General features: G+C 42.5%; 14 protein-coding genes and 1 tRNA gene. 6 read left to right on the top strand and 9 right to left on the bottom strand.

All coding sequences use genetic code 11. The features are described 5' to 3' along the window. Positions 1-12: 12 nt before the first annotated feature. From HB679_RS20280 to murQ, 6 genes are all read right to left on the bottom strand, one after another. Complete coding sequence (locus HB679_RS20280; protein WP_255547681.1) at positions 13-645, bottom strand: gliding motility lipoprotein GldD; 633 nt, start codon at positions 643-645, stop codon at positions 13-15. Then, complete coding sequence (gene aroE / locus HB679_RS20275; RefSeq protein WP_214073861.1) at positions 609-1,409, bottom strand: shikimate dehydrogenase; 801 nt, start codon at positions 1,407-1,409, stop codon at positions 609-611. The genes HB679_RS20280 and aroE overlap by 37 nt, the downstream gene beginning before the upstream one ends. A 54-nt stretch (positions 1,410-1,463) precedes the next feature. Next, complete coding sequence (locus HB679_RS20270; protein ID WP_214073860.1) at positions 1,464-2,063, bottom strand: murein L,D-transpeptidase catalytic domain-containing protein; 600 nt, start codon at positions 2,061-2,063, stop codon at positions 1,464-1,466. Between the two features lie 31 nt (positions 2,064-2,094). Beyond that, complete coding sequence (locus HB679_RS20265) at positions 2,095-2,826, bottom strand: Bax inhibitor-1/YccA family protein (RefSeq protein WP_214073859.1); 732 nt, start codon at positions 2,824-2,826, stop codon at positions 2,095-2,097. 140 nt (positions 2,827-2,966) lie between these two features. Continuing rightward, positions 2,967-3,533 (bottom strand): hypothetical protein, encoded by a 567-nt coding sequence (locus HB679_RS20260; RefSeq protein ID WP_214073858.1) that lies wholly within the window; start codon positions 3,531-3,533, stop codon positions 2,967-2,969. 132 nt (positions 3,534-3,665) lie between these two features. Further along, the gene (gene murQ, locus HB679_RS20255) at positions 3,666-4,478 is read right to left on the bottom strand and encodes an N-acetylmuramic acid 6-phosphate etherase (protein ID WP_214073857.1); all 813 of its coding nucleotides are present in this window, start codon (positions 4,476-4,478) and stop codon (positions 3,666-3,668) included. Positions 4,479-4,652: 174 nt separating this feature from the next. On the opposite strand from murQ, the gene HB679_RS20250 reads away from it, so the two are divergent. Continuing rightward, positions 4,653-6,233: a S41 family peptidase gene (locus tag HB679_RS20250; protein ID WP_214073856.1), complete on the top strand. Its 1,581-nt coding sequence runs from the start codon at positions 4,653-4,655 to the stop codon at positions 6,231-6,233. Between the two features lie 243 nt (positions 6,234-6,476). Here the strand turns inward: HB679_RS20250 and der are convergent, their stop codons facing one another. Continuing rightward, positions 6,477-7,778 (bottom strand): ribosome biogenesis GTPase Der, encoded by a 1,302-nt coding sequence (gene der, locus HB679_RS20245; protein WP_214073855.1) that lies wholly within the window; start codon positions 7,776-7,778, stop codon positions 6,477-6,479. Positions 7,779-7,897: 119 nt separating this feature from the next. After that, entirely contained in the window at positions 7,898-8,773 is an 876-nt protein-coding gene (gene era / locus HB679_RS20240; RefSeq protein WP_214073854.1) for a GTPase Era, read from the bottom strand. Positions 8,774-8,918: 145 nt separating this feature from the next. Between era and HB679_RS20235 the strand changes: the two genes are divergently transcribed. Beyond that, positions 8,919-8,991 (top strand) — tRNA-Met (locus tag HB679_RS20235). 54 nt (positions 8,992-9,045) lie between these two features. On the opposite strand, the gene HB679_RS20230 is transcribed toward HB679_RS20235, so the two are convergent. Further along, positions 9,046-10,335, bottom strand: coding sequence for an alpha/beta hydrolase (locus tag HB679_RS20230; protein WP_214073853.1), 1,290 nt, complete (start codon positions 10,333-10,335; stop codon positions 9,046-9,048). A gap of 272 nt (positions 10,336-10,607) precedes the next feature. Here HB679_RS20230 and HB679_RS20225 point away from each other — a divergent pair, with 272 nt between their 5' ends. From HB679_RS20225 to HB679_RS20210, 4 genes are all read left to right on the top strand, one after another. After that, on the top strand, positions 10,608-11,210 hold the full coding sequence (locus HB679_RS20225; RefSeq protein WP_214073852.1) for a peroxiredoxin: 603 nt from the start codon (positions 10,608-10,610) through the stop codon (positions 11,208-11,210). Positions 11,211-11,768: 558 nt separating this feature from the next. Further along, positions 11,769-12,014 (top strand): acyl carrier protein, encoded by a 246-nt coding sequence (locus HB679_RS20220; protein ID WP_214073851.1) that lies wholly within the window; start codon positions 11,769-11,771, stop codon positions 12,012-12,014. A 3-nt stretch (positions 12,015-12,017) separates the two neighbouring features. Beyond that, positions 12,018-12,398 (top strand): VOC family protein, encoded by a 381-nt coding sequence (locus HB679_RS20215; protein WP_214073850.1) that lies wholly within the window; start codon positions 12,018-12,020, stop codon positions 12,396-12,398. Positions 12,399-12,404: 6 nt separating this feature from the next. Continuing rightward, positions 12,405-13,841: an MBOAT family O-acyltransferase gene (locus HB679_RS20210; protein WP_214073849.1), complete on the top strand. Its 1,437-nt coding sequence runs from the start codon at positions 12,405-12,407 to the stop codon at positions 13,839-13,841.

The raw sequence follows: 13,841 nt of genomic DNA, 5'->3' as shown, positions 1-13,841 counted from the left end.
AACGTCAAACGTCTATCGTTTCCACTTAAAGCTGCCTATCATCACATTGATATCCTGTTTCACAAAATTAAGCACGGGTTGTATGGAGTCAAGACGGGGTTCGGTATTAAAATATAGGGCACCGCGCAGGTAATTTTTAACGCTATCGGTAACAAAAAACTGTACCGACGATGCTGCGTTGCCGCCTATGGTATAATAAATGCCGTACACTTTATTTTGGGGTATACTGATGGTGCCCTGGTCTATGTCTGTAGCTTTTACAGTATTTTTAAAAGCAAAGCGATGCGCATCTTCAACCAACTCATCAAATACTTTTTTTGAGGTAATGGTTTCGTAACTCATGTGTAAGGTGCCATCAAACTGCGGAAAATTCATATTGAGCAGGGTATTCATATTTAGCATTTTGGTTGGGATGCGGGTCTGCGTATCTTTTTGAATAACCGCGTAGCCAGGATATTTAAACGTGAAGGGGTAGTCAGACACATAATCGCGGTAGCTTTTCTTCGGAAACTCAATCCGGTAAAACCCGCGTGGCTTGGGCGAATAATCATGATTATTGCCACAGGCCGCCAACAGCAACAAGCCAACTATGCAAAGCGCAAATACTCTCATGGATGCTTCTCTTTTGAGTTCCAGATCTCCCATGATTTTTCGGCTTGCAGCATCAGCATTTCGTAGCCGTTCTTTGGTGTAGCACCACGTTCACCGCCCCGACGCAAAAATTCGGTTTCAGGTGGATTATATACCAGGTCGTACAGCAAATGCTCGTCGGTTATAGCATCGTACGGTATTGGCGGGCATTCCGTAACATTAGGATAAGTACCAAGCGGTGTAGTATTGATGATGAGCTTATGGGCCTTGATATGTCGTGGCTTTAACTCACTGAATAGTAAATTGTCGCCATGTGGTTTGCGGGTAACTATTTTGAAGCTGATATCCAGGTTCTCCAGCACGCATTTTACAGCTTGCGCCGCGCCGCCATCACCCAATATTAAAGCTTCGGTATGTTGTTCTTTTAGTAAAGGCCGTAATGACATTTCAAAACCATACAGATCGGTATTAAAACCCTCGAGCCTGAAATCATGACCACCTACGCCAACCTCGCCATTAAAGGCGGCCAGCACCGGGCTTTCTTTGGTAATGCGGATACAGTTTACGGCACCGGCATTACGGGCATCGTGCTCTATCCAATCCAGGAAACGCAGCACGTTTTTTTTATGTGGCACGGTAACGTTTAGCCCACATAGGTTGGGGTTTGCATCCAGCAGATCCTGCAGGTCTTTAACGTGCTCTAATGGATAAAGATCATATACCGCGTCGGTAATATCCTCATTGGCAAACTTCTCTGTGAAGTACTTTTTGGAGAAAGAATGCGAGAGGGGGAAACCGATTAATCCGTATTGTTTCATGCTGTAATATTAATATTAAACAACGAGGTTTTTAAACTTTTTGTTTAGCGGACGTTAATTATAAATCCACAACAAAAGGTGCTTTTGCTGCTTACGGATGATAGGATCGACCAATTTCATGGTATTGTTAGATATGGCCGGGCATCCCCAACCCTCGGGTGTACCATTAGGGTAAACTTCAGTCTCTGGAACCAACTCCCACGAATGAAACACCACCTGCCGGCCAATGGCCTTATTGTTAGTGGCATCCAATCCGTTTAGATAATATTTTACATGGATGCCCCAGTTGCTGTAAGCGCGCTCATTTACCTGGTATTTACCCAAAGCGGTACAGTGGCTCCCATCCCTATTGCTAAATATAGGCTTGTCGGCCGAAGAGGTGCCCGCCCATCGGAATATGCCGCAGCCATGGCTTACTAAACCAGATATAGCAATTTTATTCTTCTTAAAATCCCACAATACAAACCGTTTAACACCCGAAGGCAGGCTCATATCAATTAAAATACAATATTGGGTACTGTAGCTTTTAGTTTTGCAGAAAGCCAACGCCTCACGGGCTTTTTGCCTGGTGCGAGGCGTATCCAAATGCGGCCCTGCTTCGACACTTAAAGCCAATAAAAATGCCGGTAAAAAAATATAAAGTAATTTATACATTCTTACCGGCACCTTTTATAAAACCGTTAAATTATCGTCTGCGACCAAAAACGCGCAGCAGCATCAGGAACAGGTTGATGAAATCAAGATACAAAGTTAAGCCACCCATCAGCGCATATTTTTTCGCTGTTGCGTCGCCGTACTCTAAGCCTGCACCAATGCGTTTTAGCTTTTGTACATCATAAGCAGTTAAACCGATAAACACAGCTACACCGATATAAGAGATTAACATATCTAATCCGGTGCTGTGCATAAACATATTAACTACGCTGGCAATAACAATACCTATTAAACCCATGATCATGATAGAACCAAATTTGGTTAGATCCTGGCTTGTGGTGTAACCCGCAACCGCCATAACGCCGAATAGCAAAGAAGAGCTTATAAATACGCTTAATACCGAACCGGCTGTATAAATAAGCAGAATAAAGCTTAAGCTAATGCCTGTTAAAGCAGCATAGGCAACAAATAACAAAGCTAAAACCGGGTATGCAAGGCGATTAAGGCCAAAACGTATTAACAATACAAAAGCCAAAGGCGCAAACATTGCGATATAGCCCAAGCCTGAAAGCCCGTGCGTATTTTCGTCAACCATTAAACGCAGCAATGACGGTGTGGTAGCAAAAGCATAAGCACAAAAAGCCGATACGCCTAATGCAATAAACATCCACAGAAATACATTAGCCAAAAATTTACGAGATGCACTGGCATCGTCGATTTGTATTACGTTGTCGTAAACGTAGTTTGGATTGTTGTTTTCCATTTTTTATTAAAAGTGATTAATTATATACGAATGTAGTGTTTTACTACGATGATACAAGCACATAACGTAACATCTTAGTGTTTTGATATAACAATTAATACAGGGTTTAAACAAGCAGCGTTTAAGGCCCGAATTTTACATTAATTCAACCGTCGGGTTAATTGTTCTTCTACTTTTTTAAATAGCTGCACGGGTTTTAGTCCGCGCCAGTTAAGCTCATCCAGTTCGCCGCCAAAATTGATGTAATAGTCGATATTATTACGCTTAAACTCCTCGATCACGTGATCGCGGAAGTTGATACCGGCTATCCAGCCATCCTCCACATCCTGAAACCATTCTTCATAGTAACAGTCGTCAGACGAGTGGAAGTTCAACACATTCTCGCCGATCAAAATAAACTGGGTAATGCCGTTGTCAATCATCAGCTCAATGATCTCGCGCTTTAATAGCATGATATCGTTATTGATGGCATCGTTCCACTCGCCGATAAACTCGATGATGGAATAACCACGCTCGTAATCAACAAACAACACCTTCATGTACAACGTATTCGAGCCAAACGAATCCCACTGCGGATGCAGCAGAAAATTGTAGATCTGCTTATCAAACTCAAACTCGCTATACTCCGTAGCGTAAAAAGGCGAATATTCGTCTTCCGCTGCGATGTAATCATCCCGCCATTTATAATATGGTTCTATTTCGTGCATCTTGTAAATGTGCAAATATGCAGATGTGCGAATGTGCAGATAGCATAATTACCTTTATTAAATTTATTAATTTCTTTTCAATTGTATATGCGCCAATATCTGCATATCTATTTTCATCTGCAGATATGCACATTAATGAGTCTGGTTGTAATGGTCAACCGCTTTACGTACGCTGCCTTGTTCTTTTAATAATTGGGCAGCAGTAGCTTCGTCAAGCCCGGTTTCGGCCATGACCATGTTGGTTCCGCGATGTACCAGTTTATTGTTGGATAGTTGCATATCCACCATCTTATTACCCTTTACCCTCCCCAGCTGTATCATTACCGTGGTAGTTAGCATGTTCAGAACCAGCTTTTGGGCGGTGCCTGCTTTCATGCGGGTACTGCCTGTTAAAAACTCGGGGCCGGTAACTACTTCTACAGGATAATTGGCTTCGGCAGCCACCGGGCTGCCACTGTTACATACAACGCAGCCGGTAGCAATTTTATTTTGATTGGCGGCTTTCAATCCGCCGATAACATAAGGCGTAGTGCCTGATGCAGCAATGCCTACCACAACATCTTTGTCTGTGATATTAAAAGCTTGCAGATCTTTCCAGGCTTGTTCGTTATCATCTTCGGCAAACTCAACGGCTTTGCGTATAGCGCCGTCGCCACCGGCAATAATGCCAACCACCCAATCAAACGGCACGCCGAATGTCGGCGGGCACTCCGATGCATCAACCACACCAAGTCGGCCGCTGGTGCCTGCGCCAATATAAAATAAACGGCCGCCGTTACGCATTCGGTCTGTAACTACTGTGGTCAGCTTTTCAATTTGCGGAATGGCTTTACTTACTGAAATGGCAACAGTTTGATCTTCCTGGTTTATATGTTCAAGGATCTCTGCAGCACTCATCTTTTCAAGATGGTTGTAGTTCGAATCCTTTTCGGTAGTAGTTTGCATAGCCATGATTTTTGACAAAATTGGGTAAAATAATCCAAATTGGATTAATTATTGGTAGTAATTAAACATTACCAACGCATCATAATTTTTACATATGCGTGTGATTTTTAGGCGATAAATGCAAATGAGCGTAACATGGCTATCAGCCCAAATCAGTAGATTTGTAAAGATTCAATGAAAAGAACAGCAGCAATTATTTTCAGGTCGGTTATTTTGGTATTAATGGGCATTGCTATTGGTCTTTTAATAAGTGACAACCGTATTACCGACCACATCGACCTAAACAGCGACAAAGTATCTAAAGTACTTGACCTGGTGCGGCACAATTATGTCGATTCGGTGAATGTGGATAGCATTGAGGGCAGCACGGTAAATAACCTGCTGCAAAATCTCGATCCGCACTCGCTTTATTTGCCGCCACAACAATTAACCTCTATTAACGAGCGCCTGGAAGGTGGCTTCACCGGCATTGGCGTTGAATATATTTTGCTGCGCGATACTTTAGTAATTACCCAGGTAACGCAATTTGGCCCGGCTTACAATGCAGGCCTTCGTCCGGGCGATAAAGTGATCGAGGTTGATCATCAAAACTTTGCCGGCACGCGCTTAACTACTGCAAAAGTTAGCAAGGCTTTCCGCGGCGCAAAAGATTCGCAACTGTTGATGGCTGTGATTCCTGCGGGCGCCAAAACAACCAGGTTTTACAACATCAAACGCGACCATGTCGACCTAAGCAGCCTTGATGCCGCTTACATGCTTAATCCAAATACCGGCTATATCAAGATCAGTAAGTTCGCATCGACAACTGATGCCGATTTCCGCAAAGCACTGACTAAATTAAAAGTCGATGGATTGCAAAAACTGGTGCTGGATATCCGCGGTAACGGTGGCGGCTATCTAAATACAGCCACGGCTTTGGCCGATGAATTTTTGACCAAAAAACAACTTATTGTTTATACCAAAGGTGTGCATGAACCGCGCACAGATTATTTCGCTACCGACTCCGGCAATTTTCAGCAAGGTAAGTTAGCCGTGTTGATTGATGAGTACTCGGCTTCTGCAAGCGAGATTTTGGCAGGGGCGCTACAAGATCTGGATCGAGCGGTAATTATTGGTCGCCGGTCTTTTGGTAAAGGTTTGGTGCAAGAGCAATTTCCGTTTGGAGATGGCTCTGCTATCAACCTAACTATTGCCAGGTATTATACACCTTCCGGGCGCTCCATCCAAAAATCATACGCCGGCGGCACAGAAAGCTATCGTAATGAGTTGGCGCAACGCATGATTAAGGGTGAGTTGTTTTCGGAAGAAAGCAATTTAAAGGATAGCATTTTCAGTAAACCTACACATTATCACACCTCAAGCGGTCGCAAGGTGTTTAGCGGCGGCGGTATTATGCCCGACATTTTTGTACCTGCCGATACTACGCATAACACCTACCTGTCGCACGAGTTGAACAACAGGCAGATCTTTTCGGCTTATGTAATTGATCATATGCAGCCTTTATTGAAAAAGTATACTGCCGACGACTTTATTAAAAATTATAGTGTAAGCGATGCTGAATTGGGCAGCTTGATACTTTATGCCGCGCAAGATGTAAAAGATATTAACCCGCGCGAGGTCATGATTGGTAAAGACGATTTAAAAACCATGCTAAAGGCCTATGCCGCCAGACTTGGCTGGGGTGATAATGCTTACTTCAGGACCATCAATGCTGATGATCCGGCCATTAAAAAAGCTTTGGAAGCGGTAAGGTAGATGTGCTTTATTAGATGTGCAGATGCGTGGATATGCAAATGTGCAGATGAAATAATTAACATAAAAGGCTGTCATTCTGAGCATAGCGAAGAATCTTGTAAAAGCACTTGGCGAAGTGTATACGATTCTTCGCTATGCTCAGAATGACAATGATATTTTAGGGATTTGGATAATTGCAGCGTACATCATCCAAATCCAGAAAGCATCTGCACATTCGCACATCTGCATATTTGCACATCAAAACTATTTCTGTCTAAACCACACCTGTACCGGTGCACCGCTTAACTCAAAATGTTCGCGCAGCTTATTTTCTATAAAGCGATAATAAGGCTCCTTAACATACTGAGGCAGGTTACAGAAAAAGGCAAACATGGGCGATGTGCCCGCTATCTGCGTAATATATTTAATCTTAACGTATTTACCTTTGGTTGATGGCGGCGGATAATGCTCAATGATGGGCAGCATCACCTCGTTCAATTTCGAGGTGGTTATTTTGCGTGCTCGATTTTGATAAACCTGGTTAGCAACATCAATCACTTTAAGCACACGCTGCTTCTCTGTTACCGATGTAAACACGATAGGCACATCCGTAAACGGCGCTATTTTCTCGCGAATCATCTCTTCAAACACCTTGGTGGTTTTGTTATTCTTTTCAATCAAATCCCACTTGTTCACCACAATCATGATGCCTTTCTTATTCTTCTCGGCCAGGTGAAAAATATTGATGTCTTGCGACTCTATGCCTTCAACAGCATCAATCATCAAGATCACTACATCAGCCTCTTCCAGGGCTTTGATGGTACGCATTACCGAATAGAACTCAATGTTCTCTTTAACCTTGGTTTTCTTACGCATCCCGGCAGTGTCAATCAGCATAAAATCATGACCGTACTGGTTATAATGGATATGAATCGAGTCGCGGGTGGTGCCGGCAATTGGGGTAACTATGTTACGGTCCTTACCAATCAATGAATTGATAATAGATGACTTACCCACGTTAGGGCGACCAACTATAGTGTATTTAGGACGGGTGTTCTCTTCCAGCTTCTCTTCGTCGAAATGCTTAACTACTTCGTCAAGTAATTCGCCGGTGCCAGAGCCGGTCATTGATGAAATGTTGTGGATCTCGCCTAAACCTAAACTGTAAAACACAGTAGCGTCTGATTGCTGGTTGTTATTATCAACCTTGTTAACTACCACAAAAACCGGTTTCTTGCTTTTGCGCAAAATAGAGGCAATGTCGTCATCCAGGTCGGTGATACCCGTAGTAACATCAACCACAAATAAAATTACGGATGCTTCTTCAATGGCGATGTCCACCTGCTCGCGAATGGCAGCCTCAAAAACATCGTCAGAGTGTGCTACATAGCCGCCGGTATCAATTACTGTAAATTCGTGATGCGTCCATTCCGAGGTACCGTAATGGCGGTCGCGGGTTACGCCGCTAAAATCATCAACTATTGCTTTACGCGTCTCGGTTAAACGGTTATATAATGTCGACTTGCCAACATTCGGCCGGCCAACTATGGCTACTATGTTACTCATGGAATTTTGTTTTACGTTTAACGTTTTACGTTTTACGTGTTTAGAGCAAAGCTCTGATGTATTAATAATTTTTGCAAAGATAAACGTAAAACGCATTACGTACTACGTCAAACCTTTATCTATTCGTATCCAAATTTCTTCAGATAGTTCTTTTTGCTGCGCCAGTCTGGTATCACTTTAACAAAGGTTTCCAGGAAAACCTTTTTTTGGAAAAAGTCCTCCATATCCTTACGTGCATACGTGCCAACAATCTTCAGCATCCTGCCGCCTTCGCCAATGATGATATTTTTTTGCGAATCGCGCTCCACAATAATCTCGGCACTGATGCGATGCAGTTTTTCGCCTTCAACAAACGCGGTCACAATAACTTCGCAGCTGTAGGGAATCTCTTTCTTATATTGCTTCATTAACTGCGCACGGATCATCTCTGACGCAAAGAAACGGTCATTCCTATCGGTCAGCACGTCTTTATCGTAATAAGCCGGATGCTCGGGCAGATTTTCAATCACAAAGTTCATTACCGCTAAAACGTTATGCTCTTTCAATGCAGATATAGCGAAAATGGCTTTCGGATTTAATTTCTCCTCCCAATATGCTATTTTGGTTTTAACAGTTTCCTCGTCGCTTTGGTCAATTTTATTGATCAATACACAAAGCGGGGCCGAAGAGCCTTCCAGTTTTTTCAGTACATCCTCTTCATCGTACTCTTCATAGATATCCGTAACCAGCAAAATCAGGTCGGCATCAACAATAGAGCCTTCTACCTGGTGCATCATGCGCTCATGCAGCTCATAATGCGGTTTGATAATACCAGGGGTGTCTGAGAACACAATTTGATAGTCCTCATCATTAACAATACCCAGGATACGATGGCGGGTGGTTTGGGCCTTAGGGGTTATGATAGACATTTTTTCGCCCACAAGCGCATTCATCAGGGTTGATTTACCTGCGTTTGGCTTACCGATGATGCTAACAAAACCTGCTTTATGACCCATATAAAAATAATTAAAATAATATTTGGACTGCAAAGAAACGAATTATATCTTTGCAGTCCAATTAAAACGGAGCATAAAACGCTTTTTTACTATTGGAACAAAACATTTCGGAGTTATGCCCGTTATGTAATAACAACAAAAATAGTGCGGGATGGAGCAGTTGGTAGCTCGTCGGGCTCATAACCCGAAGGTCGTAGGTTCGAGTCCTGCTCCCGCTACCTAGAAAGTTAAAAGCCTTGAATCGAAAGATTTGAGGCTTTTTGCATTTGGTTTTATTTAAACCAATCTTCTGTCGTCGGCATTGTAAAGGGCTTGTCGAAAAAGTCAAATAATAATTCAAAAAATAGATCTTTTTTCTCCCAGGGACCCGCATGTGTCGTTCCTGGTAAAATGCACAATTGTGACTTTGGTATGTTTTGGAATAACTTTAATGTATGTTCGGGACGCATATCATCTCTATCTCCAGCCATAATTAATACAGGTATTTTTATACCGGAAAGATCTGAAAAGGGAATATTAGGGTAGTCCAGCATCAGTTGATTTAGTTTTCTCTCCTTTACATCCGAACTTTCTTTTACGATCTTTTTGCTGTAATTGAGGGCCCAGGAAAATATTGCTGTACTATCCGGTTGTATGTTCGCTCCAACGGCTAATAGTTTCTCTACTTTTTTGGGATACTTCATTGCCATTATTAAGCCTAAGATCGCGCCATCGCTATGTCCCCAAATAAAAGTTGAGTCGATTTTTAATTCGTCGAGTAACGCGTTTATGTCGCTGGCCATTAAGTCATAAGTTAACGGGGCATCTGTATCTGTAGATTTACCCTGTGCCCTGCTGTCTATTGCAATGACTTTATATTTCTTTAACAATTCGGGATAGAATGGGGCTGCATCTTTAATGGAACCACCATTTCCGTGCAGCACAACAAGCGGATGTCCCTCGCCATATATTTCGTAGTAAATTTTAACTCCATTTACGTTTGCATACTTTCCAACCGCCCCATTGGTTCCATAATTGGGAATTCCTTTACTGTAAATTAAAAAGCATTCTTTACCACTATGCGGGTTTGTACTGCTCAATTCTCCTTTAAAAAGATGGTTTACTCCCAGGCTATCACCACTTCCTGCCTTCCAACCATCATCGTTCTTTTCAAAGCCCGTTTTATAAATGCTTTTCCATGTTTTGTCTTTGGTCTGTACTTCAAGACTAATGTCATCTACATAAATACGGCCGTTATACTCGCCAAGGACGCCGAATAGGATTTGCTTATAATCTTCATCTATTGTTCCTTCAATGCTGACTTCCTTCCACTCATTTGTTTGTATTGGTTTGCTATAGAGTCCTCTATTCCTATTTTTACCTGCTTTTACCCATAAATAGGCCGCTGCATCTGTATCGTCTCTTTCACTCCGTACAAATGCTTTGTACCGAAATTTAGTTCCGGCACACCCCTGTTCGGTTGACGCATGGAAAAACGAGCCAAAGGTTCCCTGGGCGTATAAATTGTTTGCTGTCAGAACGGCGATCAGCAATAAAATCAATCGGAGTAATCTTTTATTCATATTTAGAAGCGAATAAGTTTTGCTATCTGCTAATCTAATAAATTATCTACATGGGTTATATGAGAAAATCGACGCTGTTACTCCGTTGTCTGAAGTCTGTAACTTCGGATGACTATGCCTGTAGTCTGCGACTATATTCTCAGATATTCCACTTCGCTGACGCATGCGTAAGTTTGCTTTAATTATGGTAACTCAAGTAAAATTTCAATGACACACAACCCAATTCTGCAGACTATCGTAGCTTTGATAAACACTATTTAAATTAATCAGCCATGATCAAAAAATATTATTGCCTGTTACTTTTAATTTTCAGCTTTTCATTGCTGACAACGCAGTCTGGCTTTGCCCAGTCGAAGATGTTGGCCAAAGGAGACGCTGCGCCTGTATTTAGCGCCCCTGCCAGCCTGGCCGGCAGCGAGTTTAACTTTTCACTGAAAAAATCGCTTGCTAAAGGGCCGGTTGTAGTTTATTTCTACCCTTCTGCCTACACCGGCGGCTGTGATGCAGAGGCTCATGCCTTTGCCGAAAATAAAGATAAGTTTACTGCGGCAGGAGCCACCATTATCGGCGTATCCGGAGACGATATTAAACGGCTGAATACATTTTCTGCTGATCCGAATTACTGCGCGGGCAAGTTCGCAGTAGCGTCAGATGGCGAAGGCAAAATTGCAGAAAGCTATGGCTTGGTTATGTCACCACCGAGCCTTGGAATGAAAGATGCGCGTGGTATGGAGCTTAATCACGGGTTCATCCCACGGACCACCTATGTCATTGGTAAGAACGGTAAAATTATAGCTGTTTTTTCATCAGCAATAGACCATATTTCGCCTACAGACCACGTTGAAAAATCATTGGCAATTGTAAAAGGAATATAATTCACGGGCCGGGTTCCCACATTTGGCCTGCGCTCCTACCTCAATTTAAAAGCCTTAAATCGAAAGATTTGAGGCTTTTTGTTTAAGTCCGCATTCCAAATCAATGATGCTTGAAATACTGAATCTCTTTTTCGTGTTTTTTGGCGGCTTCCATGGAATCAAAAGTGCCAAGAGTTTTACGCTTCTTCGTTTCAGGATCGACCCTCCTTGAGTAAATTCGATATTGACCGGATTTTAATTTCCTAATCATCTTTCGCTATATTGAGTTTGCAAATTATAGCCCCCTGGCAGGGCAATATATTTCTAACAAATTGATATGATGACAGTTTTTAACATCTGAGGATTCAAAGAAGGCAACACCGCTGTCCGAAGTTTATAACTTTGGACGACGATGTCTGTAGTCTGCGACTACATTCTCAGATTACACCGCGAACAATTGTTGTGATAGATCGGCCAGCTCTGTGATATTCTATTTAGAACAGCTGTATCACCATAAAAAATTAATTTACTCAGGCCACCTTTGCCTAACAAATACCGTTATGTTATAAATATGTGCCAATGGACCAAAACGAAATACTAGCAACCATAACGGACGTTTTCAGAGATGCACTTGATGATGAGAAAATTATCCTCGCCCGGGAAACTACGGCTGCGGATGTGGACAATTGGGATTCGCTCACTCACTTTCAACTGGTAGTAGCTGTCGAGCGGAAATTTAGCATTCGTTTCAATTCGCAGGAGTTTTTACGATGGAAAAATGTAGGCGAAATGGTTGATTCCATCAGCGCTAAACTTAACCCTTAACCCATGCAATTACATCATATTGGTATTGCTTGCAAAGATATCGGGCTTGAATTGGCTCATATTCATAATTTACATCAGGTTTCGACTGTTGAAGGCCCTGTGTTTGATGCAGAGCAGAATGCTACGCTGGCCTTAGTTACATTAACTGATGGCACCAACCTGGAGTTAATAAGCGGTAACCCGGTTCAAAATTTACTCAAAAGGCAAATTAGCTATTATCACATTTGCTTTGAAACTGACGATATAAACAACCAAATTAATCAGCTCTTAGCCGGCGGCGCAGTGCTTGTTTCGGCTCCAAAACCGGCTATATTATTTAAAGGTCGCCAGGTAGCCTTTTTACAGGCAAGTTATGGTTTGATAGAATTGCTTGCCATAAAATAAAAATTCATGCTGTTCACTTCGCTTACATTTTTAGCTTTTTTCACTGTTTTCTTTATTTGTTACTGGTTGATATTTACCACGGTAAGGGCACAAAATTTATTTCTGCTGATAAGCAGCTGTATTTTTTACGGTTGGTTTAGCTGGCCCTTTTTATTACTGCTTTTAGGCAGTTCGGCATTCAACTATTGGTTAGGGATTGGTATTGGCCATACGAAAGACGAGAAGCGCCGCCGTTTACTTTTATGGATCGGGCTTTTCCAGGGAATAGGGTGCCTTTTCATTTTTAAATATTATAATTTTTTTGCGCAATCGGCCGGCGCCACGTTCCATTTTCGGCCAGATGCTTTTCTGCTGCATGTAATTTTACCGCTGGGCATCAGTTTTTATACATTCCGTACGCTGAGCTACATTTTAGATATTTATAATGAGAAACTTGCCCCCACCAACAACTGGGTGTCGTTCTTTACTTATGTATCCTTTTTCCCATGCCTGATCTCAGGTCCGATTGACAAGCCCGGTGCTTTTTTGCTGCAACTAAAAAATGCGCGTCGTTTTAATGGCGAACAAGCCGCGGATGGCTTGCATCAAATTATATGGGGATTATTTAAAAAACTGGTAGTTGCTGATAACTGCGCCCTGCTTACGCAAAACGTTTTCGATCATTATAAAACCATGCCTGCCGGGTCATTGCTATTTGGCGCTTTTTTGGCTATTATACAGCTTTATGCCGATTTTTCGGGCTATTCTGATATGGCTATCGGCTTATCCAAAATGATTGGCTTAGAGGTTACACGCAACTTCAATTACCCTTTCTTCGCCCAAAACATTGCCGACTATTGGCGGCGCTGGCATATTTCGCTTACTGCATGGTTTACAGAATATGTATTTATGCCACTCGCCGGTCGTTTTCGTAATTACGGTAAGGGCGGGCTTATCGGCGCTATTATCATCGATTTTGCCATTATTGGCATCTGGCATGGAGCCAACTTTACATTTTTACTTTTCGGGCTGCTTAACGGGTGCTATTACATTCCCCTGATATTACGCGGCAAACTCAACAAAAAGCCACCGACAAGCAAAGGACTGCTGCCGGGCTTCCGCGAGTTAGTCAATATGGCCGGCACCTTTTTACTGGTCATGCTAACTGTAGTAGTATTCAGAGCCGATAGCGTAACACAAGCGCTGGATTACCTGCGCCGACTGCTTTCGCCTACCATCCTGTCGGGATTTTGGATTAGCGAACATGCCAATATCTATATAACACTCGCCGGTATTTTTGTATTGTTTGCTTTCGAGTGGGTACAGCGGGATAAAGCCCATCCCTTACAATTAGATCGTATTAGCGGGGCACCGCTGCGGGCGGCTATTTATTATAGCATCATACTGTTTACTTTGCTTTGTTGCGCCAGTGCAACCAATGAATTTATTTATTTCAAATTTTAG

Source organism: Mucilaginibacter sp. dw_454 (assembly GCF_018449775.1).
GTDB lineage: Bacteria > Bacteroidota > Bacteroidia > Sphingobacteriales > Sphingobacteriaceae > Mucilaginibacter.
Note: the sequence above shows the minus strand (reverse complement) of the source record. Positions and strands in the feature narration are given on the sequence as shown.